Below are 26,260 nucleotides of genomic sequence, written 5' to 3' on the forward strand. Positions count from 1 at the left end.
TCAGAGGCTCTCGTCGTCGCTCTCGCGCAGGTCCAGACCGATGTCGAGGACCCGGGCGGAGTGGGTGAGCGCGCCCACGGCCAGGTAGTCGATGCCGGTCTCCGCGTACGAGCGGGCGTTGTCGAGGGTGAGGCGGCCCGAGGACTCCAGGATCGCGCGGCCGGCGACCAGTTCCACGGCCTCCCGGGTCTGCTCGGGCGTGAAGTTGTCCAGCAGGATCAGGTCGGCGCCCTCGGCGAGGATCGGCGGGATCTGGTCGAGCCGGTCGACCTCCACCTCGATCGGCACTCCGGGGAACTCACGCCGCACGGCGGTGAACGCCTCCGCGACGCCGCCCGCCGCCACGACGTGGTTGTCCTTGATGAGCGCCGCGTCGGACAGCGACATCCGGTGGTTGACGCCGCCGCCGCAGCGCACCGCGTACTTCTCCAGGGCGCGCAGGCCCGGCGTCGTCTTACGGGTGTCGCGGACCTTGGCCTCGGTGCCTTCGAGGACGTCCGCCCAGGCGCGGGTCAGGGTGGCGATCCCGGACAGCCGGCCCAGGAGGTTCAGCGCGCTGCGCTCGGCGGTGAGCAGGTCGCGGGTGCGGGTGGTGACGGACAGCAGCTTCTGTCCGGCCTCGACCCGCTCGCCGTCCTCCACGTGCCGCTCGACCGCGAACTCGTCGGTGCAGACGACGGAGAGCACCGCCTCGGCGATCCGCAGACCGGCGACCGTGCCGGGCTCCCGGGCCGTGAAGTCCCCGGTGGCGAAGGCGTCTTCGGGGACGGTGGCCACGGTGGTGACGTCCACGCCCTGGTCGAGGTCCTCCTCGATGGCCATGTGCGCGATGTCCTCGACCTGGACGGGGTCGAGGCCGGCGGCCACCAGGAGCGCGGCCAGGTCCGGGTCGAGCCCACAGGTCAGCGGGTCCAGCTCGTAGGCGTCGCCGTCGCCGGCGCACCCACAGGCGTCGCCACAGCCGCCTTCGGGGGCGGCGCCGGGCCGGCCGATCTGCAGGAGGGGGAGGTCGGGGGTGCTGCTCACGGGGTGGGCTCCGTATCGGGAAGAGGGGCGGGCTGAGGGGTGGGACCGACGGTCGACGGGAAGCCGGCGGTCTGTGTGGTGTGGACGCTCAGGGTGCGGTCGGCACCGAGGGTGATGCGGAAGTGCCGGCGCCAGGAGGCATCGTCGCGGTCCGGGTGGTCCTCCCGCCAATGGCAGCCACGGGTCTCCTCACGCCGCCGCGCGGCGGCGACCAGGACCCGGGCGACACACAGCAGGTTGGTGGCCTCCCAGGCTTCCACACCGGGCTCGGGGGCCTTGACAGATGCGGGAGTGGGGTCCGACGCCGCCTCGACGGCCTCCTGGTGGAGGCGGTCGAGGTCCTCGGCGGCCCGGGCCAGGCTGGCCGCGCTGCGCAGCACACCGGCGCCGGCGGTCATGATCCGTTGGACGGCGACGTGCGCCTCGGGCTGGAGGAGGGGCAGCGGGGCGCGGGTCTCCACCGGGGCGGAGGCCGGGACCGCCGGCCCGTGGGCGGCGATGTCCGCGGCGATCCGCTCCGCGAACACCAGGCCCTCCAGAAGGGAGTTGGAGGCCAGCCGGTTGGCGCCGTGCACGCCGGTGCAGGCCACCTCGCCGCACGCGTACAGGCCGGGGACGGTGGTCCGGCCGTACAGGTCGGTACGGACGCCGCCGGAGGCGTAGTGGGCGGCCGGGGCGACCGGGATCGGCTCGGTTACCGGGTCGATGCCGTGCGCGCGGCAGGCGGCCAGGATGGTCGGGAAACGGCGCTCCCACATCTCGGCGCCGAAGTGGCGGGCGTCCAGGTACATGTGCTCGACGCCCTGCTCCAGGGACCGGCGCGTGATCGCCTTGGCCACGATGTCGCGCGGGGCCAGCTCGGCGAGTTCGTGCTGTCCGACCATGAAACGGGTGCCGTCCGCGTCGACCAGGTGGGCACCCTCGCCGCGCACGGCCTCGGAGATCAGCGGCTGTTGGCCCTCCGCCTCCGGTCCCAGATAGAGCACGGTCGGGTGGAACTGGACGAATTCGAGGTCCGAGACCTCGGCTCCGGCGCGCAGCGCCAGGGCCACCCCGTCGCCGGTGGAGACGGCCGGGTTGGTGGTCGCGGAGAACACCTGGCCCATGCCCCCGGTGGCGAGCACCACCGCCGGCGCGTGTACGGCACCGACGCCGTCGTGCTGGCCTTCCCCCATGACGTGCAGGGTGACGCCGGCCGTCCGGCCCTCGGCGTCCGTGAGGAGGTCCAGGACCAGCGCGTTCTCGATGGTGCGCAGTCCCGCGGAGCGGACCGCGGTGACCAGTGCGCGGGAGATCTCCGCGCCGGTGGCGTCGCCGCCGGCGTGCGCGATCCGGCTGCGGTGGTGGCCGCCCTCCCTGGTGAGCGCGATCTCGTCGCTCCCGGGGGCGGTGTCGAAGCGGGCGCCCGCCTCGATCAGCCGGTGGACGGCGTCCGGGCCCTCGGTCACCAGGGCCCGCACGGCCTCCTCGTCGCACAGGCCGGCGCCCGCGACGAGGGTGTCGGCCAGGTGCTGCTCGGGGGTGTCGCCGTCCCCCAGGGCCGCGGCTATCCCGCCCTGCGCCCAACGGGTGGAGCCGTCGTCGAGGCGGGCCTTGGTGACGACGACGGTCCGGCGGCCGGCGGCGGCGCAGCGCAGCGCGGCGGTCAGCCCGGCGACGCCGGAGCCCACGACGACGACGTCCGCCGTGATGGACCACCCGGGGGCGGGGGCGGTGAGTCGTATGCCGGTGGGTCCGGTGGCGGTTCCGGTAGCGGTCATCGGGGCGCTCCGAGGGGGCCTTGGGGTGGGGTGGACTTCCTGCTCTTGCGGGTGGTTCCGGAGACCGGCGCGGGCGCGGACTTCCCCTGGGGGCCGCCGTGCCGTTCCTGGGCGGCGGCCGGATACGGGGCAGGGCCCGCGGTGAACACGAGCCGGATGTTGTCGATGAGCCGGGTGGTGCCCACCTTGGCGGCCACCGCGAGGATCGCCTCGCCCTCGTGGTCGTCCGGGACCTCGGTGAAGTCGCGCGGGTCGATCAGGGCCAGGTAGTCCAGGTGGAGCGGCGGGTCCAGGTGGGCCGCGTCCTCCAGCACCGCGCCGGCGGCCGCGCGGGCCACCGACGGGCCGTGCGGCGGGCCCGAGGCGGCGTAGGCGACGGCGTGCGCGTCGGCGGCCGCCCGGTCCTCCCCGAGGGCGGCCAGCGCCGCGGAACGGTCCTGCACGGGGTGCCCGGCGGAGGCGGCGCGGGCGCGCAGCGCCTCTTCGGCGGTGAGCCGGTCGCGGGCCGCGAAGAGCGCCGCGGACAGCGCGAGCGCGGTGCGCCGCTCCGGGCCGGACAGATAGCGGTTGCGGCTGGAACGGGCCAGCCCGTCGGCCTCCCGGACCGTCGGGACGCCGACGACCTCGACGGGGAAATTCAGGTCGGCGGCCATCCGCCTGATCACGGCGAGCTGCTGGGCGTCCTTCTCCCCGAAGAACGCCAGGTCCGGCGCGGTCAGATGGAGCAGCTTGGCGACGACGGTGAGCACCCCGTCGAAGTGCCCGGGGCGGCTGGCGCCCTCCAGGACCGTGCCCATGGGGCCGGCGGAAACACGGACCTGCGGTTCCCCGCCCGGGTAGACCTCGTCGACCGACGGCGCGAAGACGGCGTCCGCGCCCGCCCGGGCGGCCAGCAGCACGTCCTCGTCCAGGGTCCGCGGGTAGCGGTCCAGGTCCTCGCCCGCCCCGAACTGCAGCGGATTGACGAACACCGTGACGACGACCTGGCCCTGCGGCCCGACCCGCTCCCGGGCGGCCCGGACCAGGGCGGCGTGCCCCTCGTGCAGCGCCCCCATGGTCATGACGACGGCCCGTACACCGCTGCGGCGCGGCAGCGCGCGCAGGGCCGCGGCGGTGCGCACGAGCTGGGGTTCCGGCGCCGTGCGAGCGGCGTCCGGGGTCGGGCTGACGGGCGAGGAGGTCATGCGTCGCCTCCGTGGGGGCCGAGGTCGGGGGATGCGGAATCGGGCGAGTCGGGCCGGGGGCCGGCGGACTCCGGGCCGGCGGATTCCGGACGGGTGGATTCCGGACGGGTGGGACCGGGGGCGGGATCGGTGTCCACGGACCGGTCGGGGTGATCGGCATCCGTGGACCGCTCGGCGCCCTCGGGACGGTCGCGATCACGATCCCGTTCGCCCTCGGCCTCGCCCTCGGGTTCGGGTTCGCCCTCGGTCCCGGGCGGCGGGTCGGACGGCGCCTGCCCTCCGGAGGATGCGGCCGGACCGGCAGCGCCGCCGTCGGGAGCCGGGCCCGCGAGCACGTCCAGCAACTCCGCTGCCAGCTCCGGCTTGAGCAGGCCGTGCGTCAGCGCCCGGTCGGCCGTCGTACGGGCCATGGCCAGATAGCCGGCGACGGCCTGCGGGGCGTGCTTGCGCAGCTCCGCCACATGGGCCGCGACGGTCCCCGCGTCACCCCGGGCGACCGGGCCCGTCAGGGCGGCGTCACCGGAGCGCAACGCGTTGTCCAGGGCCGCGCCGAGCAACGGGCCGAGCATCCGGTCCGGGGCCCGCACGCCGGCCTTCGTCAGCAGCTCCATGGCCTGCGCCACGAGCGTGACCAGGTAGTTCGCGCCGATGGCGAGCGCCGCGTGATACAGCGGACGGGCGGATTCCGCGATCCACTCGGGCTCTCCGCCCATCTCGATGACCAGTGCCTCGGCGGCCATCCGGAGCTCCTCGGGCGCGGTCACCCCGAAGGCGCAGCCGGCCAGCCGCTGCACGTCCACGGACGTGCCGGTGAACGTCATGGCCGGGTGCAGCGCCAGAGGCAGCGCGCCGGCCCGGGTCGCCGGCTCCAGCACCGCCGTGCCGAAGCGCCCGGAGGTGTGCACCAGCAGCTGGCCCGCCCGTACGGCGCCGGTCTCGGCGAGGCCGTGCACCAGGTCGGCCAGCGCGTCGTCGGGGACGGTCAGCAGCACGAGGTCCGCACGGGCGAGCACCTCGGCCGGGGGGACCAGCGGGACGCCGGGCAGCAGGTCGGCGGCGCGCCGCACCGAGGCGTCGGAGACCCCCGAGACGGCCACCGGGCGATGCCCCGCGAGCTGCAGCGACGCGGCGAGCGCCGGCCCGACGCGGCCGGCCCCGACGACTCCGACGGTGAGCCGGGCGGGCCTGTCCTGGGCCTCGATGGAGGGATGTGGGTTCACGTGGCGACGGCCTTCCGTTCCAGTCCGCGAGGGGTACCGGACGATTCGTCGCCATGCTACGCGAGTGCCTCCCACCGCCCGGAGAGCTGTACGGAGGGTGAGACGAGGGTCTCCGAGCAGAAACGGAACACCTCACTCCGGCCTGGTTCGGAGAGTTTTCCACAGGGCTCGCCGCGCCGGCGGCGCTCGCGCGATGATCGATACGACACCACGCGCGGACGGCGCGGGACGAAGCAGAGGTGGGGGACATGATCGAGGGCGGAAAGCACCCGGCAGGCGGCGGACAGCACACCGGCGGGGACGGCGCGGTGGAGGACACGGTGGTCGCCGCGGCCGACGACCGGGAGCGGCGGTTCGCCGCCTACCGCGGCTCGGTGCGGACGTTGTCCGGCGCTCGCCCGCCGGAGACGATCGCCGAGCGGCTGGCCCGTCTGACGGCCGACTCCCCCGGCGTCTACGGCCTCGACGACTGGACGGACGTCTACGGCAACGACGACGGCATCGTCGGGGAGCTGGAGCGTCGGACGGCCGACGCGCTGGGCACCGGGGCCGCCGTGTTCTTCCCGACCGGCACGATGGCGCAGCAGGTGGCGCTGCGCTGCTGGGCGGGCCGCACGGGCAGTACGACGGTCGCCGGTCACCCGCTGTCCCACCTGGAGGTGCATGAGCGCGACGCCTACGCGGTGGTCAGCGGGCTGCGCATGGTGCATCCGACGGGCGCCCCGCGCCTGCCGACCGCCGGCGAGATCTACGACCTCCAGGAACCCTTCGGCACCCTCGCACTCGAACTCCCGCTGCGGGACGCCGGATACGTCCTGCCCAGCTGGGAGGAGCTGTCGTCGGCGGTCGCCGCGGCGCGGGACCTGGACGCGGTGGTGCACTTCGACGGCGCCCGGCTGTGGCAGTGCGCACCGCACTTCGGCAGGGGGCTGCCGGAGATCGCCGCCCTCGCGGACAGCGTCTATGTCTCGTTCTACAAATCGCTGGGCGGGATAGCGGGTGCCGCTCTGGCCGGCACCGAGGAGTTCGTCGAGGAGGCCCGGGCCTGGCGGCACCGCTACGGCGGTCAGCTCTTCCAGCAGTGGCCGACCGCTCTCGCCGCGCTGGTCGGGTTGGAGCAGGAGCTTCCGCGACTGCCGCGGTACGTGGCCCAGGCCAAGGTCGTCGCCCGGGCGCTGCGGGAGGGTCTGGCGGAGGCCGGCGTGCCCTGGTTCCGGATCCACCCCGAGGAGCCGCACACCCATGAGTTCCAGGTATGGCTGCCGCATCCACCGGAGGTTCTGAACGAGGCGGGCACCCGTCAGGCGGAGGAGACCCGGACGACGCTGTTCGGCAGGTGGTTCGAGCCGGCCTCGGCCGGACCGCCGGGCGTGGCGATGACGGAGGTGACGGTCGCCTCCCCCGCGCTGGAGTGGACGGCGGAGGAGATACGCACGGCGGTGGGCGACTTCGTCCGGCGCATCGACGGCTGACGTCGGCCGGCACGGCCCCCTGGGCGACCCGGCGACGCATCTCGCGCGGACCTCGGCGAGGACCGCCGCGAAACCCGCCACGAGCTCCCGGCAGGACCGCTCGTGCCCGTGCGGGTCGTGCCCATGCGGGTCGTGCCCATGCGGCCCGGGGGTTTGCTGCGCGGACGGTTCGCGCTCGTGCCGTTGCCGCCGGGGCGGTTCATGCTCGGGCCGTTCCCGCGCGGTGCCGGCCGTCGTGCTCGGCGGGGAGCCGTCCGGCGACGGACCGGGCCGGTCCGGCCGGGCGGCCGTCCAGCGGGCGGGGGCCGTGGGCCAGCAGTGCCGCGGTGGCGCGTGCCAGCCGTCCGCCGCGCCCCCACCAGCGCTCGGCGGGTTCGCTGACCACGGCCTGGAAGCGGCGCCACTGCCGGACCTCCCGGACGGTGCGGGTGGTTTCCGCGTACGGTGCGGGCGGGGCGGCCTCGCCTCGCTGGGCGGCGCGGTAGCTGTCGAGGAGATGCTGCTGCATGGCGTTCATGTCCCTCACTGTGGGACGGCGGAGCGGCCTCTGGCGCGTCGATTGACGAGAGCCGTCAATCGACGACACCGCAGGTCACGGCCTCGCGCATGATAGGTCCATGGCCAACGTCATCGACATCACCGGGCTGCCGCCGGAGCGCGTCGTCTTCACGCCCTCCCCGCTGGCCGAGCTGAGTGCGGCGCTGCACGCGCTGTCCGAGCCGGGCCACCATCCGGGGCTGCACGGCTGGGTCACCGCGACCAACGCCGGGCTGAAGACCGACCTGGCGGACCGGCTGTGCGAGGCGGACTTCCTGTGGCGGTCCTCCCGCTCCGACATCCTGCTGCCCGCCCACCCCAAGGCGACGCTGCGGGAGGAGCTGGACGCGCTGGACAAGATCGACGACGAGCGGTTCGTGGCCGCCTTCTTCGAGATCAACTGCTCGGCCAGGTACACGCTTCCCACACCGTCGCCCCTGGTCGACGCCGGCGAACGGGCGCGCGTACGGGAGATGGCGGCGGCCCGCGGCCCGCGGCAGGCGGCGTTCACGGATCGGATGCTGACCGACCCCGACGGGCTGCGGGTGTGGCTGCGCCGCCTGTTCGAGGACTGCGAGGACGCCTTCTTCGGGGACATCTGGCGGCGGGTGGGCATCCAACTCGCCGCCGACGCCCGGCACAAGACCGAGCTGCTGCGGCACAAGGGCCTGGCCGAGACGCTGGCCGCGACCTCGCGGGCGTTGACGCTGGACGAGGCGCAGGACGGCAGCGGCACCACCCGGATCCTGGTCGACAAGCTGGCCAGCGGGCGCACGACGGCGTTCGCCGACCCCGCCGATCCCGGGCTCACCCTGCTCCCGACCTCGTTCGGCTGGCCGCACCTGCTGTTCAGTCACGCGCCCGGCTGGCGTCCGGTGCTCCAATACCCGGTCGCCAGCCCGGAGTTGCCCGCCCCGGCCACGCTGGAGCTCGTCCAGCAACGGCTGGAGGCGCTCGGCCACCCGATGCGGATGCAGCTGTGCCGCACCCTGTCGCGGGGGCCGCACACGACGGGGGAGCTGGCGACGGCGTTCGGCATCACGCCGCCGGAGGTGTCGCGGCACATCGCGGTACTGAAGAAGGCGGGGCTGCTGCAGACCCGGCGCCGCGGGCGCTATGTGCTGCACCAGCTGGACCTCCAGGTGGTGGCCCGGCTGGGCAGCGACTTCCTTGAGGGCGTGCTGCGCTGAGGGGCGGCAGCTACGGCGCGGGCCGCCGCCCCACCGCCCGTCAGTTCTGTTGCAGGAAGGTCTTCGCCAGGGCGTCGCCACGGCCGACCGCGTCGGCGTGGCTCTCGATCGGCGATGCCCGGGAGTCCTTGAACAGCAGGTAGGTGACGCCCGCATCCGCGCCGCCGGTCTCGGGGTTGGGGTCGATGCCCAGCCCCTTGGCGGCCGCGTAGGACGCCTCGCCGATGATCTTCTCCGGTCCGGTGTCGCCGACGGCGGCGTATTCGACCTGGTTGTTGTAGATGATGGCGACCACGCCGCCGCCCTTGATGCCCGCGGACTCGTAGTTCCAGATGCCGCTGACGCTGGGCACCACGACATAGGGGAGCTTCGCGGCGTTCAACGGCTTGCCGTCGGACTGGTGGAAGCGGGTGTCGTCCTGGAACCAGGGGTCGGTGTCGGCGTTGCACTGCGCGGTGATCTGCCCGTCGCAGTCGATGTCCATGTCGGCCTTCCAGAAGACGGCGCCGTTCTTGCCGCAGACCGGGACGGTGGCCGAAGTCTCCTCGTCGGTCCGGTACTTGCCGTTGGATATCTGCTTGCAGTCCTTGAGTTTGGCGAGCAGTTGGGCCGCGGAGACCGAGCCTTCCTGGAGGGCGGCGTGCGGCGCGGCCCGGTGGGCGGCCGGCTGGGCGGTGGCGGGAAGGGCCGCGGCGGTGAGGAGGGCGGCGCCGGAGGCGGTGGCGAGGGCGAGCGTTCTGCTGCGCACAGGGAACCCTTCTGTTAGGAAAGTTTCCTTACCGCGCGCCAATCTGCCGCCATTTACGTGTTCACGTCAATACTCGTGCCGGACGTCGCCCGTACCGCGACGACCGGGCCGGGCCGGCCCCGCACCCGCCCCGCCCGGTCCGCCGCGCTACGCCCCGGCGCCCCCGGCCCGGACCAACCCCGTCTCGTACGCGAGCACCACCGCCTGGACCCGGTCCCGCAGGCTCAACTTCGTCAGGATCCGGCCCACATGGGTCTTGACCGTGGCCTCGGACAGCACCAGCCGCGCGGCGATCTCGCCGTTCGACAGCCCCTGCGCGACGAGCAGCAGCACCTCCCGCTCGCGATCGGTCAGCCGCTCCAACTCGGGCCGCGCGGGCTCACCGGCAGTGGCGGGCAGCATCGGCGTGAAGCGGTCCAGCAGGCGGCGGGTGGTGGACGGGGCGACGACCGCGTCCCCGCTGTGCACCGACCGGATCGCGGCGAGGAGTTCGCTCGGCGGGACGTCCTTGAGCATGAAGCCGCTGGCCCCGGCCTTCAGTGCGGAGAAGGCGTACTCGTCCAGGTCGAAGGTGGTCAGGATGAGCACCTTCGGGGCGCCCTCGGGCTGTCCGCCCCCGCAGATCCGGCGGGTGGTCTCGACCCCGTCGAGATGCGGCATCCGGACGTCCATGAGGATCACGTCCACGTCGGTGGAACGCAGCACCTCCAGGGCCTGCACCCCGTCGCCCGCCTCGGCGACGACCTCCATGTCGGGCTGTGCGGCCAGCACCATCCGGAAGCCGGTGCGCAGCAGCACCTGGTCGTCGACGAGCATCACGCGGATGGTCATGGCAGGGGAATCCCTTCACAGGTTGCCTGGGTCGGCTGGGTCGGCTGGGGCTAGTGGGACGGAAGCGAGCGGGATGGCCCCGAACGGGACCACGACGGACGGAGCCGGGCCGCGCGGGACCCCATCGTCCTACGGGAGCGGCCCCGTGACGTGCCGGGCCGGCGCGGCGGCGGCGCGGACGGGCCCCTCACCGCTCCGCCTTGAGCGGCAGCACGGCGTTGACCCGGAAGCCGCCGCCCGGCCGCGGCCCGGCGTCGAGGATCCCACCGACCATGCCCACCCGCTCGCGCATACCGATCAGGCCGTGGCCGAGCCCGTCCTCGCCGCCCGACTCGTAGAGCTCGTGCCGCGCGCCGCGGCCGTCGTCCTCGACGAGCAGATCGAGGTCGTCGTCCCGGTAGGTGAGGCGGACGGTGGCGCTGACACCGGAGCCGCCGTGCTTGCGGGTGTTGGTCAGCGCCTCCTGGACGATGCGGTACGCGGTCAGTTCGACGCTGCTGGGCAACGGGCGTGGCTCGCCGACCACCCGGAAGTCGACCGGCAGCCCCGCGCCCCGGACCTGGTCTATGAGATCGGCGAGCTGCTCGACGCCGGGCTGCGGCACATACTCCCCGCCCTCGGCCTGCTCGCCGGTGCGCAGCACGCCCAGCAGCCGGCGCATCTCGGCCAGCGCCTGCCGACCCGTGCCGGAGATCGTCTCCAGTGCCTGCCGGGCCTGATCGGGCGCGGCATCGAGGACGTAGGCGGCGCCGTCGGCCTGGACGACCATCACCGAGACGTTGTGCGCGACGACGTCGTGCAGCTCGCGGGCGATCCGGGCGCGCTCGGCCGCGACCGCGATCCGGGACTGGGCCTCGCGCTCCTTCTCCAGGCGGGTGGCCTTCTCCTCCAACTGCGCCCAGTAGGCGCGGCGGGTGCGGATCGAATCGCCCAGCACCCAGGCCAGCACGAACGGCACGGTGAGCAGCACCGCGAAGAACGCCATCGCCCACAACGGCGTTGCGACCGGTCCCTCCCGGAAGCGGAGTTGGGACAGCCCGGGGCCGATCAGCGCGGCGGCCAGTGCGAAGCGTGAGGCCCAGCGGCGGGCCGAGGTCTCCGAGGCGACGGTGTAGATGATCACCAGCATCGCGAAGTCGCCCGTGTTGGGCGGCACGTCGAAGATCAGCTGGCCGATGCCGAGGGCGGCGGTCAGCAGCAGCATCTTGACCGGGTACTTCCGGCGCAGGGCGATGACCAGGCACAGCCCGATGCTGAAGAACAGGCCGAGGAACTTGCCCTCGATGCCCGACCGGGAGATGACCCACAACCCGGTGAGCCCGAAGAGGAGGAAAGCCCAGAAGCTGTCCACTCCCGTCGGGTGCCTGCGGAGGAAGTCATAGAGGCGCTGCACGTAACCCAGCGTAGGCAGCGCAGAGGGGTAGCGGAGTCAACCGGAGGGGCGATCCTCTTCGGTGGGGCCTACTCCGCTAGGTGGAGGCCCCATGCGCCAATTGCGTCGACCCCAGGGGCGACACATGATCACAAAGCCCACGCGCCCCCCGCGGCACCCCCGGAGGAACGCCCGCCACCAGCGGCTTTCCTCCCCGCCCAGGCTCATACCGCAGGCCGACCGTCACACCACGGGGCGACCCTCCTCGCCCCGTGCCGCCCCCGTACCGTGGTGCGTGTGACGACACAGGGACGCGGGCCGGCGGCGAACGAGCACCGGCACGCCCGGCCGGCGACCGCCGAGGACCACCACCCCGCCGCGCCCTCCGGCCCCGGCACCGACGGCTCCGCCGACCCGGCCGCCGCCGACGGCACCTGGCGCGGCTGGCGGGAGGCGACCGAGCACGCGCTCTACGGTCCCGACGGCTTCTACACCCGCCCCGGCGGCCCCGGCCCCGCCGGCCACTTCCGCACCTCCGTCCACGCCTCCCCGCTGTACGCCGGCGCCGTCGCCACCCTCCTCCGCCGGGTCGACGCCGCACTCGGGCACCCCGACGAGCTGGCCCTGGTCGACGTCGGCGCGGGCCGCGGCGAGCTGCTCACCGGCGTGCTGGCCGCCCTGCCCGAGGACGTGCGCGCACGGCTGCGCCCGTACGCCGTCGAACGCGCCGCGCGCCCCCAGGGCCTCGACCCCCGCATCGCCTGGCGCGCCGAGCTGCCCGCCCCGGGCTCTCTCACCGGCCTGCTCTTCGCCAACGAGTGGCTGGACAACGTCCCGGTGGACGTCGTCGAGACGGACGCCGACGGCGTACCGCGCCGGGTCCTGGTCCGGGCCGACGGCACGGAACGGCTGGGTCCGCCCGTCGACGGCCCGGACGCGGAGTGGCTCGCCCGCTGGTGGCCGCCCGTCGCGCCGGAGGCCGACGCCGGCCCCGCCACCGGGTCGCGCGCCGAGATCGGCCGCCCCCGGGACGCCGCCTGGGCGCGCGCCGTCCGCACCCTCCGCGCCGGGCTCGCGGTCGCCGTCGACTACGCCCACCACCGCGCCGACCGGCCCCCCTTCGGCACCCTCACCGGCTTCCGGGAAGGTCGCGAGGTCCGCCCCGTCCCGGACGGCAGCTGCGACCTCACCGCGCACGTCGCGCTGGACGCCTGCGCCGGCCCGGCCGCCGAGCGACTGACCCAGCGCGCCGCGCTGCACGCCCTCGGCGTGGCCGGTCGCCGCCCGCCGCTGTCCCTGGCCGGCACCGACCCGGCCGGCTACCTACGGGCGCTCGGCGCGGCCGGGGACGCCGCGGAACTGACCGATCCGGCGGGCCTGGGCGGCTTCGGCTGGCTGCTGGAGCCGGTCGGCGGCACCGCGTGCGCCGGCCTGCTCACCTCCGACGGCCCGGACCGACCGCACCCCACGGCCTGACCGCACGGCCGCCGCGTGGCCGCGCCCCATGACCCGACCCCGCCGCCCGGCCCTCGGTCGGGCCCGTTCCACACCACGGACCACCCAGCTCCGCTTCGCCCCGCCCTGCGACACTGTCCCCATGACGGAGACGACGGTCGGCATCGGCGGCGCGGCGGAGAGCACCGACATGGTGCTGAACATCGGCCCGCAGCACCCCTCCACGCACGGCGTGCTGCGGCTGCGCCTCGTCCTGGACGGCGAGCGCATCCGGCACGCCGAGCCGGTGATCGGCTACATGCACCGCGGCGCCGAGAAGCTCTTCGAGGCCCGCGACTACCGCCAGATCATCATGCTCGCCAACCGCCACGACTGGCTGTCGGCGTTCTCCAACGAGCTGGGCGTGGTGCTCGGCGTCGAGCGGATGCTCGGCATGGAGGTCCCCGAACGCGCGGTGTGGACCCGCACGCTGCTCGCCGAGCTGAACCGCGTCCTGAACCACCTGATGTTCCTCGGCTCGTACCCGCTGGAGCTCGGCGGCATCACCCCCGTCTTCTACGCGTTCCGGGAGCGCGAGGAGCTGCAGACCGTCATGGAGGAGATCTCCGGCGGCCGGATGCACTACATGTTCAACCGGGTCGGCGGCCTCAAGGAGGACCTGCCCGCCGGCTGGCTCGGCCGGGCCCGGCAGGCCGTCGCCGACGTCCGCTCCCGTATGGGCGTCTTCGACGACCTGGTGCTGGGCAACGAGATCTTCCGCGGTCGCACCCGCGGCGTCGGCGTGCTGACCCGTGAGACGGTGCACGCCTATGGTGTCTCCGGGCCGATCGCCCGCGCGTCCGGCGTCGACTTCGACCTGCGGCGCGACGAGCCGTACCTCGCCTACGGGGAGCTGCAGTCCACGCTCAGGGTCGTCACCAAGGAGGAGGGCGACTGCCTGGCCCGCTTCGAGTGCCTGCTGGAGCAGACCCACAACTCCCTCGACCTGGCCGACGCCTGCCTGGACCGGATCGCGGAGCTGCCGCCCGGTCCGATCAACCAGCGTCTGCCCAAGGTCCTCAAGGCCCCCGAGGGCGCGACCTACGCCTGGACCGAGAACCCGCTCGGCATCAACGGCTACTACCTGGTCTCCAAGGGCGAGAAGACCCCCTACCGCCTGAAGTTGCGCTCCGCGTCGTACAACAACATCCAGGCGCTGACGGAGCTGTTGCCGGGGACCCTGATCGCCGACATGGTCGCCATCCTGGGGTCGATGTTCTTCGTGGTCGGGGACATCGACAAGTAGCCGGACCGCCGGGGGCCTCGACGCGTCGCCGGCGCACGACGGCCCGCGGCGGTCGCCCCCGTACGACACGGCGGCGGGGAGCCCGTCCACAGGCTGTGGACGAACTCCCCGCCGCTCGGTGCGTTCTGCCGCCTTCCGGCGCTCAGGAGATGGCGCTGCGCAGTTCGGCGAGATCGAGCTGCTCGGTCTCGTCGTGCGCGGTCAGGTCGATGACCTCGCCGGCGCCGTGCGTGGTCTCCCCGTCGACGACCGTCTTGCCGGGTGCCTCCTCGCCGGACGCCTCGCCGTCGGCCGCGGTGTCGTGTTCCGCGGCCGCCGGCTCCGTGGCGTCGGACTCCGTGGCGTCAGGCTCCGTGTGCGCCGCGGTGGTGGTCCCACCGGCGGCCTGCGGAAGCGCCGCACGCGCCTGAGCCCGCGCCGACTGCTCGGCGACCGCCTCGTCGCCGACGACGTCCGCCAGGTCCTCCTCCAGCGGCGCGGTCAACTGCTGGCGCGGCACGGTGGTGTTGCCGAAGAAGTCGAAGCCGCCCAGCGTGCGGGGCACGGGCGGGCGGGTCGGGGCGATGGCGGCGGCGGCCGGCACCGGGCGGAGCGCCGGTCCGCCCACCCCCTGCGCGGCCGCCGCCCCGGTCTTCCCCTGGTCGGTCGCCTCGGGCTTCCCCTCGGCGCTGCCGCCGTCCTGGCCGGCGTGCTCTGCGGCGGCGCGCTGCCGGGCGGCGTTGCGGGCCAGCTCGCGCAGCGCCCGGTCCGCCTCCGCGAACGTGGCGGCCGGACGGGCCGAGGCCGCGCCGTCCGCGTCCCGGGCGGCCGGCACCGGGCGACCGCCGCCGGTCGCCGGCTCGCGCCGGGCCGGGACGAGTTCGCCGCCGGAGGACGGCTGCCCGGCCTCGATGGCGAGCAGTCGGCGGCCCTCCAGGGCGCTGGCCCGCTCGGTCTCGGCGGTGGCGTAGCGGCGCAGCAGCGCGGCGTGCTCGCTGCGCAACCGGGCGAGTTCGGCGCGCTTGGCGCGGAGCTTGGCGTCCAGGCCGGCGCGGATCTCGCGCGCCTCCTCGACGTCCGTCTCCAGCTCCGCGACCCGCTCCTCGGTGCGCCACTCGTCGCGCGCCCGGGCGCGCGTCAGCTCGGCGACCCGCTTACCGGCCTTGCGGTCCCATGAGCGCAGCAGGACCGCACCGGTGACCGCGGCGGCCGCGGCACCGGCGGCGAGCACCCGTTGCACGAGGTCGTCGCCGACGAACCAGGCGCCCGTGGCGCAGGCAATTGACGCACCGGCGACCGTCGACGGAGGAAGCAGCCGGTGGAGGGGTGGGGAATGGCGGTGGCGTCCTCGTGGCATGGCCAGAAACTTACCGTGCGTTCGAGACCTATGGGGCCTCGCCTACGGATCCGTTCCCCGCTGGTTACTTCTTGACCAACCCCTTGGACTCCAAATATGCCTGCGCGACATCGGCGGGCTTCAAACGCTCGGCGTCGACCTTGCGGTTCAAGTTGATCAAGTCCTCGGTGGTGAGCACGTTCGTGATCTTGTTGAGGGCGGTCTCGATCTCCTTGTCACCGGCGCTCTTGGCATTCAGCACCGGCAGGACATTGTCGGCGTTCTGCAGCTTCTTGTCGTCCTGGAGAAGCACCAGACCGAAGTTGTCGAGAGTGGCGTCCGTGGTCGTGGTGAGCACGAGCTGATCGGTGCCGTCCTTGACGGCCTGCTTGGCCTGGGGGGTCCCCACGCCCTTGGGGTCGATGCCCTCGACGGTGATGCCGTAGGTCTTCTCCAGGCCGGGCTTGCAGAAGACCCGGGTCTCGCACTCCTCCCCCGCGGCGAGTTTGATCTTCTGCTGGGAACGGCCCAGGTCGGAGAGCGTCTTGAGCGTGTGCTGGGCGGCGAATTCCTTGGTCACCGCGAACGCGTTCTGGTCGGTGGCCGCGCCCGCCGGCAGCACCTTCAGTCCGCGCGGCTCGGCCAGCTTCTTCAGCTCCGCCACCGTCGTGCCGATGTCGCTGGACGCCACCGGCTTCGCCTTGGCGCCGTTCTTCTTCGCGTTGAGGAATTCCGCAAGCGTGGAGGCATATTCCGGAACGACATCGATCTGGCCCTTCTCAAGGGCCGGTTCATACAGCTCACGATTGGTCAGCGTCTGAACCCGCGGGCGGTAACCGGCATCGGCGAGGACCCGCGAATAGATCTCGGCGAGCACCTTCGACTCGGTGAAACCCGCCGAGCCGATGACGATCTCGCCCTTCCCGCCGCCCTTGCCCTGGCCGCCCTTCTCCTCCAGGCTCTGCCCGCCGCACGCGGCCAGCCCGGCCGCCAGCGCCACCACCGTCCCCGCGGCGAGCGCGGTACGCGCCGTGCGGGTCGTGCGTGCTGTGCTGCTCATGGAATTCCACTCCGTCCGTTCGGATCAGGTCGGTTGACCGGTTGAGACGTCTCGGGTCGGGGCCGCGGCGGGCGGGAGTTCCTCGACCGGGCCCCGGCCCCTCTTGCGCTGCCCGCGCCGCCGTCCGCGCATCGGGTCGCAGGCCCGGTCCAGCAGCACCAGCGCCCCCTCCACCACCAGGGCCAGCAGCGCCACCAGCACCGCACCGGCGACCACCTGCGCGGTGTCGTAGTTGCCGAAGCCGGCGGTGATGATCCGGCCCAGGCCCCCTCCGCCGGCCAGCGCGGCCAGCGTCGCGGTGGCCACCACCTGGACCGCGGCCGAGCGCAGGCCCGTCATGATCAGCGGGTAGGCGAGGGGTATCTCCACCCGCCGCAGCAGCTGCGGACCCGACATGCCCATCCCGCGCGCCGCCTCGACCACGTCGCGGTCCGCCTCGCGGATGCCCAGATAGACGTTGGTCAGCAGCGGCGGCACCGCGAACAGCACCAGCGCGATGATCGTCGGCCAGTCGCCGTGCTTCCCCAACGGGCTCAGCGTCAGCAGCACCAGCACCGCGAAGGTCGGCACCGCGCGCCCCACGTTGGAGACGTTGACCGCCAGCGTCCCGCCCTTGCCGATGTGCCCGAGCCACAGCGCCAGCGGCAGTGCGATCAGACAGGACAGCAGCAGGCACAGCCCGCTCAGCCAGAGGTGCTCGCCGAGGCGGTGCCACACGCCCTTCTCACCGGCCCAGTTGGCGGCCGTGCCCAGCCACTGCCAGGCCCCCGTGATCGCGTCCACGCTCACCCCACCGCCTTCGCCACGGCCGCCCCGCGGCGCACCCGGCGGCCTCCGGAGCGGGGCCGCGTCCACGGCGTCAGCAGCCGCTGCAGCCCGAGCAGGAGCAGATCCGCCACCAGCGCCAGCAGCACGCACAGCACCGACGCGGTCAGCACCTCCGCCTTGAAGAAGCCCTCCATGCCGCTGGCTATGAGATTGCCCAGCCCGCCGTAGCCGACGACCGAGCCGATCGTCGTCATCGCCACCGTCGAGACCGTGGCGATCCGCACACCGGCCACCAACGCGGGCAGCGCGAGGGGGAGTTCCACCTCGAACAGCAGCCGGGCGGACCCGTACCCCATCCCGCGGGCGGCCTCCCGCACCTCGGCGGGCACCCCGTCCAGCCCCGCGAGGATGTTGCGCACCAGGATCGTCAGCGAATACAGCACCAGGCCCGTGACGACGACCGACGGCGACACCCCGAAGACCGGCGTCAGCAGCGCGAACATCGCCAGCGACGGCACGGTGTACAACACCGTCGTCAGCCCCAGGACCGGACCCGCGACGCCCCGCCGGTGCCGCGCCAGCAGCGCCAGCGGAAAGGCGACCAGCAGCCCGAGGAGCACCGACACCACCGTGATGCCGACGTGCTGGAGCGTGGCGTCCAACAACTCCTGGCTCCGGGTGCGGAGGTACTCCCCGCATATCCAGTCGTTCCGCTCCAGGCAGCCGGGCCCGCCGCCCTGCGCCATGAACCGACTGCCCGTCAGAACTTCCGTCGCGCGCACCGGTGCCTCCACCGCCGTCACCTCCCCCGCTCGCCGATACCGTGGTGACTGTCTGCGACCCTAACCCCCACCACTGACAATCGCCTCGGCCCACCCTCCACTCGCAACATCGCGTTCATGCCACCCACGCACGACGCGTACACAATGGGGCCCGTCCACACAGGGGGAATTCATGATCCGCTTCGAGCACGTCACCAAGCGCTACGCCGACGGCACCACGGCCGTCGACGACCTCTCCTTCGAGGTCGCCAAGGGTGAACTCATCACCCTCGTAGGCCCCTCGGGCTGTGGCAAGACGACCACGATGAAGATGGTGAACCGGCTCATCGAACCCACCGACGGCCGGATCCTCCTCGACGGCGAGGACATCGCCGACGCCGACCCGGTCGAACTCCGCCGCCACATCGGCTACGTCATCCAGCAGGTCGGGCTCTTCCCCCACAAGACCGTCCTGGACAACACCGCCACCGTCCCCCACCTCCTCGGCCGGCCGCGCAAAGCGGCCCGGGCCCGCGCCGCCGAACTCCTGGACCTGGTCGGCCTGGACCCGTCCGTCTACGGCGACCGCTACCCCGACCAGCTCTCCGGCGGCCAGCGGCAGCGCGTGGGCGTGGCCCGCGCGCTCGCCGCCGACCCACCCGTGCTGCTGATGGACGAGCCCTTCGGCGCGGTCGACCCGGTCGTCCGCGAGCACCTCCAGAACGAGTTCCTGCGGCTCCAGTCCACGCTCCACAAGACGGTGCTCTTCGTCACCCACGACATCGAGGAGGCGGTCCGGCTCGGCGACCGCATCGCCGTCTACGGCGCCGGACGGATCGAGCAGCTGGACACCCCGGCGACGGTCCTGGGCGCCCCGGCGACCCCGTACACCGCCGAGTTCGTGGGCGCCGACCGGGGTCTGAAGCGGCTCGCGGTCACCCCCGTCGAGGCCGCCGACCTCGACGAGCCGCCGGTGGTCCGCCTGGACGACCCGGCCTCCCGGGCCGCCGACGCGCTCTCCGCCGCCGACGCCCCCTGGGCCGTCGTCCTGGACACCGACGGATCGCCCTACGGCTGGGTGGCGGCCGACGCGCTCACCGGCCCCGCCGCGGACCGCACCGCCGGCGTCCGCGATCTGGCCCGCCCGATGACCGCCGCGGTGCCGCTCGGCACCCCGCTCCGGCAGGCGCTGAGCACGCTGCTCCAGCACGACGCGGGCTGGCTCGCGGTCCTCGACGGCGACCGCTACCGGGGCGTCCTCACGCCCGGCGCCCTGCACGGCGCACTGCGCCGCGCCACCACCGCGGACGCCGCCGACCTCCCGCGCGACGAGGTCGGCCTGGACACCGTCCCGCGGGCCTGAAGCGCACGGGGGCCCCGGTCGGACCGCGTCGGTCCGGCCGGGGCTCCCGTCACGTCGGCGTCGCGGTCAGGCCCGCGTCGCGCCGGGGCCGTCGTCGCCGTCCTCGCCCTCGGGCAGCTTGCAGACCCGTTCCAAGAAGATCGCCGCGGCGATCACGCCGGCCCCGGCGACCACCGAGAGCCCGGCGTACACCGCCTGGCTGCTGCGCGCGTCGTCCACCCCCGACGTCAACAGGAAGGCCCCGACGCCGCCGTACAAACCGGCGACCAGCGACGCCACCAGGGCGCTCGCCTGGCCGAAGACCACCGCCCGGGCGGCCACCAGCGGTTCGACGCCCTTCGCCCCGGGCCGCCGCTCGCGCTGCGCCCGCAGCCGGGACCGCAGCGAGAAGGCCGTGCCCGCCAGCACCGCGGCGATCAGCGCCAACACGATCGGCGCCGCCACCGGCACGCTGGGAAGGGTCCCGAACGAGTCCCACAACCGGGCGCCCGCCCAGGCCAGGATCCCCACCACCAGGAACAGCCCGACCAGGACCTTGATCCGTAGCTGCTTCACCGCGCGATCGCCCCTCGCACCGTCCCGGTCATCCCTGCCGCGATGACCGAGTCCGCTCTCATGGCCGCACCCACCGGTGCGGCCGCCGTATCCGTCCGGCCGCCTGCGTACGCGCGAGCGCGCCACCGCCGACGTCCATACGCCAGTACATCAGCGCACCCGGCGTCCCGAACGCATCGCCACCGTACGCGACCGGCCCGCAACCCTAACGACTACTCGGGCAGCCGCAGTTCCAGGTCCGCCCGGAGGTTCACACCCTCGGCGCCGACCCCCGACAGCAGGGCGGCCACCGCGCCGCGCCCCGGAACCTCCGCCTCCGGGTCGATGTCGTACCACGGCACCAGGACGAAAGCCCGCTCGTGGGCGCGCGGGTGCGGCAGCGTCAGCCGCGGGTCGTCGGAGACCACGTCCTGGTAGGCGAGGATGTCCACGTCGATGGTGCGCGGGCCCCAGCGCTCGTCCCGCACCCGCTCGAAGGCTTCCTCGATGGCGTGCCCGCGCTCCAGCAGGGACTCCGGCGGCAGCGTCGTCTTGATCAGCACCACGGCGTTGAAATACGAGGGCTGCGAGTCGGGGGCGACACCCCACGGCTCGGTCTCGTACACCGGGGAGACCGCCTTGACCCGGACACCGGGGGTGTCCTCCAGCGCGTCGACGGCGCCCTGGAGGGTCTCCAGGCGGTTGCCGAGGTTGCTCCCCAGCGAGATCACCGCGCGCTTGGGGTTGGAGAGCGTGACGTCCGCCGCGTCCACCTGCTCCACCACGGAAGCGGGGACCGGCTGGACGGTCGGGTCGTTGACGGGGTTGACGTGGGAGGAGCGGGAGGGGGTGGCGGGGGCCGGCTGCTGGGTGGTTTTCATACTCGGCTCCGAGTGATGGTGATGGTCACGTCATCGAAGGGGACGGTGATCGGTGCGTCCGGCTTGTGGACCACCACTTCCACCTCCTGCACCCCCTCGTGCTTCAGGCACTGGTCGGCGATGCGCTCCGCCAGGGTCTCGATGAGGTCGACGGGCTCGCCTTCGACGACGGCCACCACCTCCTCGGCGACGATGCCGTAGTGGACGGTCTTCGCGAGATCGTCGGAGGCCGCCGCCGGGCGGGTGTCCAGGCCGAGGACCAGGTCGACGATGAAGGTCTGGCCTTCCTCGCGCTCCCGGGGGAACACCCCGTGGTGGCCTCTGGCCTTCAGCCCACTCAGCGCGACACGATCCACGCGAATCACTCCCACTGGTCCGGCGGCACCCTTGGCGCCATTTGTTCGTCGGATTCGGGCAGGCGCCAGAGTCGGCCGGCGACGCTGCCCCATTCGAATCTACCTGCGAGCACCGACAGCGCTCGCCCATGGGGGCTATGGACAAGGCCCCGTTCCGCTGCTAGGCCGCGTCGCGCAGACAGCCTCGCAGAGCACGGGAGATCGCCCGCGCGGCCTCTTACCCGCGCACACCCGCCCCACCCCTACCCATGCCGCGCTTGGCTCGAACGGGTGCGCCCCGCCCGGGCCGCTGACGCCGGGCACGCCGGCGCACTCCCCCGGGACGGGCACGCTTGTGAAGCCACTCACATGTCCGCGGAGTGGGACTACAACCGGCCGGCGGGTCCGCTCTCCTCGTCCTCGTCCGCGTCGTCGTCCCCTTCGTCGTCCTCGCGGTCCGCGAGCACCGGCGAGCCGTGGTGCGACCAGACCCGCCAGCCGTCCTCGGTCCGTTTGAAGACATTGGTCGCCACGACCAACTGGCCGATCAGCGGCCCCACCGAGCCGTCGTCCTCGGCGGGCCCCCCGCTGAGGATGTTCTCCGTACAGGTCACCAGCGCGGTGTCGCCTATGACGTCGATCTCCACATCGGTCAGGAAGAACTGGATGTACTCGGTGTTCGCCATGATCAGCGCGTACGAGCGGAGCACCTCCCCGCGCCCGCGCAACACCGGCCACCCCGGGTGCACCACGCTCACCTGACCGTCCAACCACAACTCGGACAACGCCTCGTGGTCGCCGCGCTCGATGGTCTCGTACAGCGCGGTGTTCGCCTGCTCGACCAGCTCGATGTCCGTCCGTGGGCCCAAGCCGCTCACTTCGTCCCCGTCGTCGTCGCCGTACCGCTCACCCGGCCCGCACCGGACGCCCCGGCGCTCCCGGCCACCGCGCCCTCGACGGCGCGGGCCACCCGCACCGCGTCCGCGCTCGCCCTGACCTCATGCACCCGCACCGCCCAGGCCCCCTCTCGCGCCACGATCGCCGACACCGCCGCCGTCGCGGCGTCCCGCTCCCGGGCCGGCGGTGGAGCGGCACCCTCGCCGCCTGCCAGCACCCTGCCCAGGAACCGTTTCCTCGAAGCGGCCACCAGCAGCGGTCGGCCAAGCGCCCGCAGCCGGTTCAGCTGGGCGACCAGCGCCAGGTCGTGCCCGGCCTCCTTGGCGAAGCCCAGCCCGGGATCGATGACGATCCGCTCCGGGTCCACCCCGCCGGCGACCGCGCGCTCCACGCTCGCCGCCAGCTCGTCGACCACCTCGCCGACGACGTCCGCGTAGACCGCCCGGTTGTTCATGTCGATCGACTGGCCCCGCCAGTGCATCACCACGAACGGGACGTGGTGGGCGGCGACCACCGGCACCATCGCCGGGTCGGCCAGCCCGCCGCTGACGTCGTTGACCAGCCACGCGCCGGCCTCCACGGCCTGCTCGGCCACCGCGGCGCGCATGGTGTCGACGGAGACCACGACGCCCGCCGAGGCCAGTTCCCGGACCACCGGGACGACCCGGCGCAGCTCCTCGGCCTCGTCCACCCGGGCCGCGCCGGGGCGCGTCGACTCGCCGCCGACGTCCACTATGTCGGCGCCCTGGGCCACCAGGTCCAGACCGTGTTTGACGGCGAGCTCGGTGTCGAACCACTCGCCGCCGTCGGAGAACGAATCGGGCGTCACATTCACGACGCCCATCACCGCGCAGCGGTCCCAGTCCGGCAGTCCGGCCACCCGGCCGCGCAAGGTACTCATGGCACCAGCGTAGGCCGTGTGCCGACCGGCCGGATTGCCCCCGCCGACCTGCGCGGCCGACGTCCGACGGGCCGCCCGCGCACCCCCTGCGGGGCGCCCGAACGGCCCGATCGTCGCGGTTGCGGACGCGGACTAGGCGACCTTCTCCAGCGTCCCGGCCGCCAGCACCGACTCCTCCAGGTGCGCGCAGGGCCGCGGCTCGGCGGCCTTCCGGCGGCGCAGCACCCGCGGCAGCTCCAGATACCCCTCGGCCTGGAGCGTCGCCAGGCCGATCCGCGGGATGTCCCGGCTGTTGCGGAACACCACGAACCGCGGCTCCCAGCGCGGCTGGAACTTGTCGTTGAACTTGTACAGCGACTCGATCTGGTACCAGCGGGACAGGAAGATCAACATGCCCCGCCAGACCCGCAGCACCGGCCCCGCGCCCAGCTTCTCGCCGCGCTCCAGGGACGAGCGGAACACCGCGAAGTTCAGCGACACCTGCTTGATCCGCAGCTCCGGCGCCGCCTGCAGCGCCGCGACGATCAGCAGCTCGTTCATCCCCGGGTCCGCGCTGCGGTCCCGCCGCATCAGCTCCAACGAGATCCCGTCGCCGCCCCACGGGACGAAGTGCTGCATCGCCTTCAGGTCCCCGAACGGGCCCGGCTCCTCGCCCTCGGCCGGCGCCTGGTGCGCGGTGGCGATCACCGCGTCGCCGTCGGCCACCGCGTCGATCCGCCCCAGCGCCATGGAGAAGCCGCGCTCGGTGTCGGTGTCCCGCCAGGCGTCCGCCGCCTTCTGGACGCGGGCCAGCTCCTCCGGCTCCAGGTCGCGCACCCGCCGCACCCGGGTCTCGTAGCCGTTCCGCTCGATCCGCTTGACCATCTGCCGCACATTGCGCATCGACCGGCCGGACAGGGTGAAGTCGGCGACGTCCACGATCGCCTCGTCGCCCAGCTCCAACGCGTCCATCCCGGTCTCCCGGGTCCATACCTGGCCGCCGGTCTCGCTGCACCCGGTGACCGCGGGGGTCCAGGAGTGCGCCCGCGCCTCCTCCATGAAGCGCTCGATGGCGCCCGGCCACGCCTCGACGTCCCCTATCGGGTCGCCGCTGGCGAGCATCACCCCGGAGATCACCCGGTAGCAGACCGCGGCCTTGCCGGACGGCGAGAACACCACGCCCTTGTCCCGGCGCAGCGCGAAGTAGCCCAGCGAGTCCCGGCCGCCGTGCTTGGCCAGCAGCTCCCGCAGCCGCTGCTCGTCCTCGTCCGTCAGCCGGGCCGCGGGGTGCTCGGGCCGGAAGGCGAGGTACGCGGTGGTGGCCACGGTCAGCAGGCCCAGCGCACCGAGCGAGTAGCCCACGGTGTAGTCCACGCCGTGGGTGTAGGCGACCGGCCCCTCGAAGCCGAAGAGCCCCCACAGCACGTGCTCGGCGCGCGCGCCGAACGACGGCGAGCCGACGATCTTGTGCGGGTGGGAGCTGACGATCACCATCCCGAGGGCGAAGCTGACCCCACCGAGGACGACGAAGTTGGCCACCGCCCGCCAGCGGCTGCGCGGGTCCGGCAGCGCCGCGAACTCCCGCCGGTGCCGGATCAGGAACCCCAGCAGCAGCAACGACAGCACGGCCCCGAAGATCGAGTGCCGGTACACCACCTGGGCGGCGATCCCCACCGGCAGCAGCGCCACCGCCGCCACCCAGGCCCGCCGCTTGCGCCGCTTGAGCCCGTGGGCCAGGAGCAGCAGCAGGATCCCGACGACGAGCGAGGCGGAGGCCGCCAGCGGGCTCACCGCGCCCGGCAGCACCTCGGCCACCGCGTGCACCCGGCTGTGCCGGAAGCGCGGGAAGAGTCCGGATGTGAGATTGAGCAGGCCGACCACCGCGCCTGCCGTGCCGATCAGCCCGGGTACAGCCGCCGGCCGCGGGCCGCGGAGCCAGCGTGGCGCAGACCACGCAACCTTCTCCGACTTTTCCCCATCTAGCCTGTCAGACATCACTTTCCCGTCGCCCCGGTCGAGAGAACGTGCGAGCCTAGTCGCAGCATCTGGACTTTTGCGCCCTGTATGACGGCGTCTCAGGGCTCGGGGTTCCACTTGCGGTCCGGATGGCCCGGCCGCCCGGAAGAAAGCACCACATGGGTCTCACCAGCAAGAAAGTGTTGCTGCTCGCCGTACTCGTCGCGGTGGCACTGTTCGTTCTCACGATCTGGCTCTGGCCGCGGCTCTCCAAGGGCAACTGGCGCGCCGTGCTCGGCCGCATCGGCCTGCTCTTCGCCACCCAGCTCTCGCTCTTCGCGGCGATCGGCCTGTTCGCCAACAACACCTTCGGCTTCTACGCCTCCTGGGCCGACCTCTTCGGCCAGGAGCAGGAACCGGGCGTGGTCACCAACTACAAGTCCGGCCCGAACGGCACCAACCTCAAGATGCTGGGCACCGAGCGCCTGAGCATCCAGGGCGCCTCGGTCCCGACGTCCGCCGGCCGGCTGGACAAGGTCCTGATCCGCGGCGAGAAGTCCAAGATCGCCAGCCCGGCGTACGTCTACCTGCCGCCGCAGTACTTCCAGAAGAAGTACGCGCACAAGAAGTTCCCCGCGGCGGTGGTCCTGACCGGCTACCCCGGCACCGCCGAGGCGCTCTACAAGAAGCTGCACTACCCGCAGACCCAGTACGACCTGCTCCAGAACAACCGCATCCAGCCCACCGTCCTGGTGATGATGCGCCCGACGGTCGCCCCGCCCCGTGACACCGAGTGCGTGGACATACCCAACGGCCCCCAGACCGAGACGTTCTTCGCCCACGACCTGCGGCACGACATCAGCGGCCAGTACCGCGTCGGCAAGGACGCCGAGAGCTGGGGCATCATGGGCGACTCCACCGGCGGCTACTGCGCGCTGAAGCTGACCATGCGCAACCCGCAGTCGTACTCCACCGCGGTCTCCCTCTCCGGTGACTACAAGGCGCCGATCGACGCCACCACCGGCGCCCTGTTCGGCGGGAGCAAGCAGCTGGAGCGGGAGAACGACCTGCACTGGCGGCAGAAGCACATGCCCGCTCCCCCGGTGAACCTGCTGGTCACCAGCAGCAAGCACGGCGAGAGCAACTACAAGCCCACCCTGAAGTTCATCGAGGGCACCAAGTCGCCGTCCAAGGTCGCGTCGATCATCCTGGACAGCGGCGGCCACAACTTCAACACCTGGCGCCGCGAGATCCCCGCCGCGCTGGAGTGGATGGGCGGCCACCTGAGGGCCTGACCAGGCCCCTCGGCGACCCGGCACAGCGGCCCGGGGTCCCGGCGATACCGCCGCGGACCCCGGGCCGCTCCTCGTTACGGGCCGTGGCACCCCGCACAGGGCGCCGACGACCGCCTTCCCGTCTCTTCCCGGCCT

The 26,260-nt window shown here is 73.3% G+C and carries 24 protein-coding genes; 6 read left to right on the top strand and 18 right to left on the bottom strand.

Annotated features, from left to right (window positions below):
- The 4 genes from nadC to SNOUR_RS18150 are packed head-to-tail and all read right to left on the bottom strand — an operon-like array spanning window position 1 to window position 5,190.
- The gene (nadC, locus tag SNOUR_RS18135; protein WP_067348381.1) at window positions 1–1,026 is read right to left on the bottom strand and encodes a carboxylating nicotinate-nucleotide diphosphorylase; all 1,026 of its coding nucleotides are present in this window, start codon (window positions 1,024–1,026) and stop codon (window positions 1–3) included.
- Window positions 1,023–2,786, bottom strand: coding sequence for an L-aspartate oxidase (locus SNOUR_RS18140; RefSeq protein ID WP_067348384.1), 1,764 nt, complete (start codon window positions 2,784–2,786; stop codon window positions 1,023–1,025). The genes nadC and SNOUR_RS18140 overlap by 4 nt, the downstream gene beginning before the upstream one ends.
- Entirely contained in the window at window positions 2,783–3,970 is a 1,188-nt protein-coding gene (gene panC, locus SNOUR_RS18145) for a pantoate--beta-alanine ligase (protein WP_067348386.1), read from the bottom strand. Before panC ends, SNOUR_RS18140 begins: the two co-directional genes overlap by 4 nt.
- Window positions 3,967–5,190 (bottom strand): Rossmann-like and DUF2520 domain-containing protein, encoded by a 1,224-nt coding sequence (locus tag SNOUR_RS18150; RefSeq protein ID WP_067348389.1) that lies wholly within the window; start codon window positions 5,188–5,190, stop codon window positions 3,967–3,969. The genes panC and SNOUR_RS18150 overlap by 4 nt, the downstream gene beginning before the upstream one ends.
- 248 nt (window positions 5,191–5,438) lie before the next feature.
- On the opposite strand from SNOUR_RS18150, the gene SNOUR_RS18155 reads away from it, so the two are divergent.
- A complete protein-coding gene (locus SNOUR_RS18155) occupies window positions 5,439–6,662 on the top strand; it encodes a threonine aldolase family protein (protein WP_079143454.1) in 1,224 nt (407 codons plus the stop codon).
- A gap of 199 nt (window positions 6,663–6,861) precedes the next feature.
- Here the strand turns inward: SNOUR_RS18155 and SNOUR_RS18160 are convergent, their stop codons facing one another.
- The gene (locus SNOUR_RS18160) at window positions 6,862–7,179 is read right to left on the bottom strand and encodes a hypothetical protein (protein ID WP_067348392.1); all 318 of its coding nucleotides are present in this window, start codon (window positions 7,177–7,179) and stop codon (window positions 6,862–6,864) included.
- Between the two features lie 100 nt (window positions 7,180–7,279).
- On the opposite strand from SNOUR_RS18160, the gene SNOUR_RS18165 reads away from it, so the two are divergent.
- Window positions 7,280–8,389, top strand: coding sequence for a DUF5937 family protein (locus SNOUR_RS18165; protein WP_067348394.1), 1,110 nt, complete (start codon window positions 7,280–7,282; stop codon window positions 8,387–8,389).
- Window positions 8,390–8,429: 40 nt separating this feature from the next.
- Here SNOUR_RS18165 and SNOUR_RS18170 read toward each other — a convergent pair whose 3' ends face one another.
- The 3 genes from SNOUR_RS18170 to SNOUR_RS18180 form a co-directional block, all read right to left on the bottom strand.
- Window positions 8,430–9,137, bottom strand: coding sequence for a glycoside hydrolase family 75 protein (locus SNOUR_RS18170; RefSeq protein WP_067348397.1), 708 nt, complete (start codon window positions 9,135–9,137; stop codon window positions 8,430–8,432).
- A 147-nt stretch (window positions 9,138–9,284) separates the two neighbouring features.
- Complete coding sequence (locus SNOUR_RS18175) at window positions 9,285–9,968, bottom strand: response regulator (RefSeq protein WP_067348400.1); 684 nt, start codon at window positions 9,966–9,968, stop codon at window positions 9,285–9,287.
- Between the two features lie 187 nt (window positions 9,969–10,155).
- The gene (locus SNOUR_RS18180) at window positions 10,156–11,361 is read right to left on the bottom strand and encodes a sensor histidine kinase (RefSeq protein ID WP_079142753.1); all 1,206 of its coding nucleotides are present in this window, start codon (window positions 11,359–11,361) and stop codon (window positions 10,156–10,158) included.
- A gap of 276 nt (window positions 11,362–11,637) precedes the next feature.
- Between SNOUR_RS18180 and SNOUR_RS18185 the strand changes: the two genes are divergently transcribed.
- The gene (locus SNOUR_RS18185) at window positions 11,638–12,816 is read left to right on the top strand and encodes an SAM-dependent methyltransferase (RefSeq protein ID WP_067348406.1); all 1,179 of its coding nucleotides are present in this window, start codon (window positions 11,638–11,640) and stop codon (window positions 12,814–12,816) included.
- A gap of 121 nt (window positions 12,817–12,937) precedes the next feature.
- A complete protein-coding gene (locus tag SNOUR_RS18190; protein WP_067348409.1) occupies window positions 12,938–14,080 on the top strand; it encodes an NADH-quinone oxidoreductase subunit D in 1,143 nt (380 codons plus the stop codon).
- 142 nt (window positions 14,081–14,222) lie between these two features.
- Here the strand turns inward: SNOUR_RS18190 and SNOUR_RS18195 are convergent, their stop codons facing one another.
- From SNOUR_RS18195 to SNOUR_RS18210, 4 genes are all read right to left on the bottom strand, one after another.
- Window positions 14,223–15,416: a coiled-coil domain-containing protein gene (locus tag SNOUR_RS18195; protein ID WP_067348412.1), complete on the bottom strand. Its 1,194-nt coding sequence runs from the start codon at window positions 15,414–15,416 to the stop codon at window positions 14,223–14,225.
- Between the two features lie 64 nt (window positions 15,417–15,480).
- Window positions 15,481–16,455, bottom strand: a complete 975-nt coding sequence (locus SNOUR_RS18200; RefSeq protein WP_067348414.1) for an ABC transporter substrate-binding protein — start codon at window positions 16,453–16,455, stop codon at window positions 15,481–15,483.
- A 24-nt stretch (window positions 16,456–16,479) separates the two neighbouring features.
- Window positions 16,480–17,238, bottom strand: a complete 759-nt coding sequence (locus SNOUR_RS18205) for an ABC transporter permease (protein WP_067358467.1) — start codon at window positions 17,236–17,238, stop codon at window positions 16,480–16,482.
- Window positions 17,239–17,240: 2 nt separating this feature from the next.
- Window positions 17,241–17,969, bottom strand: coding sequence for an ABC transporter permease (locus tag SNOUR_RS18210; protein WP_067348416.1), 729 nt, complete (start codon window positions 17,967–17,969; stop codon window positions 17,241–17,243).
- A 208-nt stretch (window positions 17,970–18,177) separates the two neighbouring features.
- Here SNOUR_RS18210 and SNOUR_RS18215 point away from each other — a divergent pair, with 208 nt between their 5' ends.
- Complete coding sequence (locus tag SNOUR_RS18215; RefSeq protein ID WP_067348419.1) at window positions 18,178–19,347, top strand: ABC transporter ATP-binding protein; 1,170 nt, start codon at window positions 18,178–18,180, stop codon at window positions 19,345–19,347.
- Window positions 19,348–19,413: 66 nt separating this feature from the next.
- Here SNOUR_RS18215 and SNOUR_RS18220 read toward each other — a convergent pair whose 3' ends face one another.
- From SNOUR_RS18220 to SNOUR_RS18245, 6 genes are all read right to left on the bottom strand, one after another.
- Window positions 19,414–19,902 (bottom strand): DUF3180 domain-containing protein, encoded by a 489-nt coding sequence (locus tag SNOUR_RS18220; protein WP_067348422.1) that lies wholly within the window; start codon window positions 19,900–19,902, stop codon window positions 19,414–19,416.
- 212 nt (window positions 19,903–20,114) lie between these two features.
- The gene (folK, locus tag SNOUR_RS18225) at window positions 20,115–20,762 is read right to left on the bottom strand and encodes a 2-amino-4-hydroxy-6-hydroxymethyldihydropteridine diphosphokinase (protein WP_312632679.1); all 648 of its coding nucleotides are present in this window, start codon (window positions 20,760–20,762) and stop codon (window positions 20,115–20,117) included.
- Window positions 20,759–21,118, bottom strand: a complete 360-nt coding sequence (folB, locus tag SNOUR_RS18230; RefSeq protein ID WP_067348425.1) for a dihydroneopterin aldolase — start codon at window positions 21,116–21,118, stop codon at window positions 20,759–20,761. The genes folK and folB overlap by 4 nt, the downstream gene beginning before the upstream one ends.
- A gap of 365 nt (window positions 21,119–21,483) precedes the next feature.
- Entirely contained in the window at window positions 21,484–21,966 is a 483-nt protein-coding gene (locus tag SNOUR_RS18235) for a nuclear transport factor 2 family protein (RefSeq protein WP_067348427.1), read from the bottom strand.
- 5 nt (window positions 21,967–21,971) lie between these two features.
- On the bottom strand, window positions 21,972–22,895 hold the full coding sequence (gene folP, locus SNOUR_RS18240) for a dihydropteroate synthase (RefSeq protein WP_067348430.1): 924 nt from the start codon (window positions 22,893–22,895) through the stop codon (window positions 21,972–21,974).
- A 132-nt stretch (window positions 22,896–23,027) separates the two neighbouring features.
- Complete coding sequence (locus tag SNOUR_RS18245; protein ID WP_079142755.1) at window positions 23,028–24,869, bottom strand: phosphatidylglycerol lysyltransferase domain-containing protein; 1,842 nt, start codon at window positions 24,867–24,869, stop codon at window positions 23,028–23,030.
- 140 nt (window positions 24,870–25,009) lie between these two features.
- Between SNOUR_RS18245 and SNOUR_RS18250 the strand changes: the two genes are divergently transcribed.
- Window positions 25,010–26,125, top strand: coding sequence for an alpha/beta hydrolase (locus tag SNOUR_RS18250; protein ID WP_067348433.1), 1,116 nt, complete (start codon window positions 25,010–25,012; stop codon window positions 26,123–26,125).
- The last annotated feature ends 135 nt before the right edge of the window (window positions 26,126–26,260 follow it).

This window comes from Streptomyces noursei ATCC 11455 (assembly GCF_001704275.1).
In the GTDB taxonomy this organism is placed as follows: Bacteria; Actinomycetota; Actinomycetes; order Streptomycetales; family Streptomycetaceae; genus Streptomyces; species Streptomyces noursei.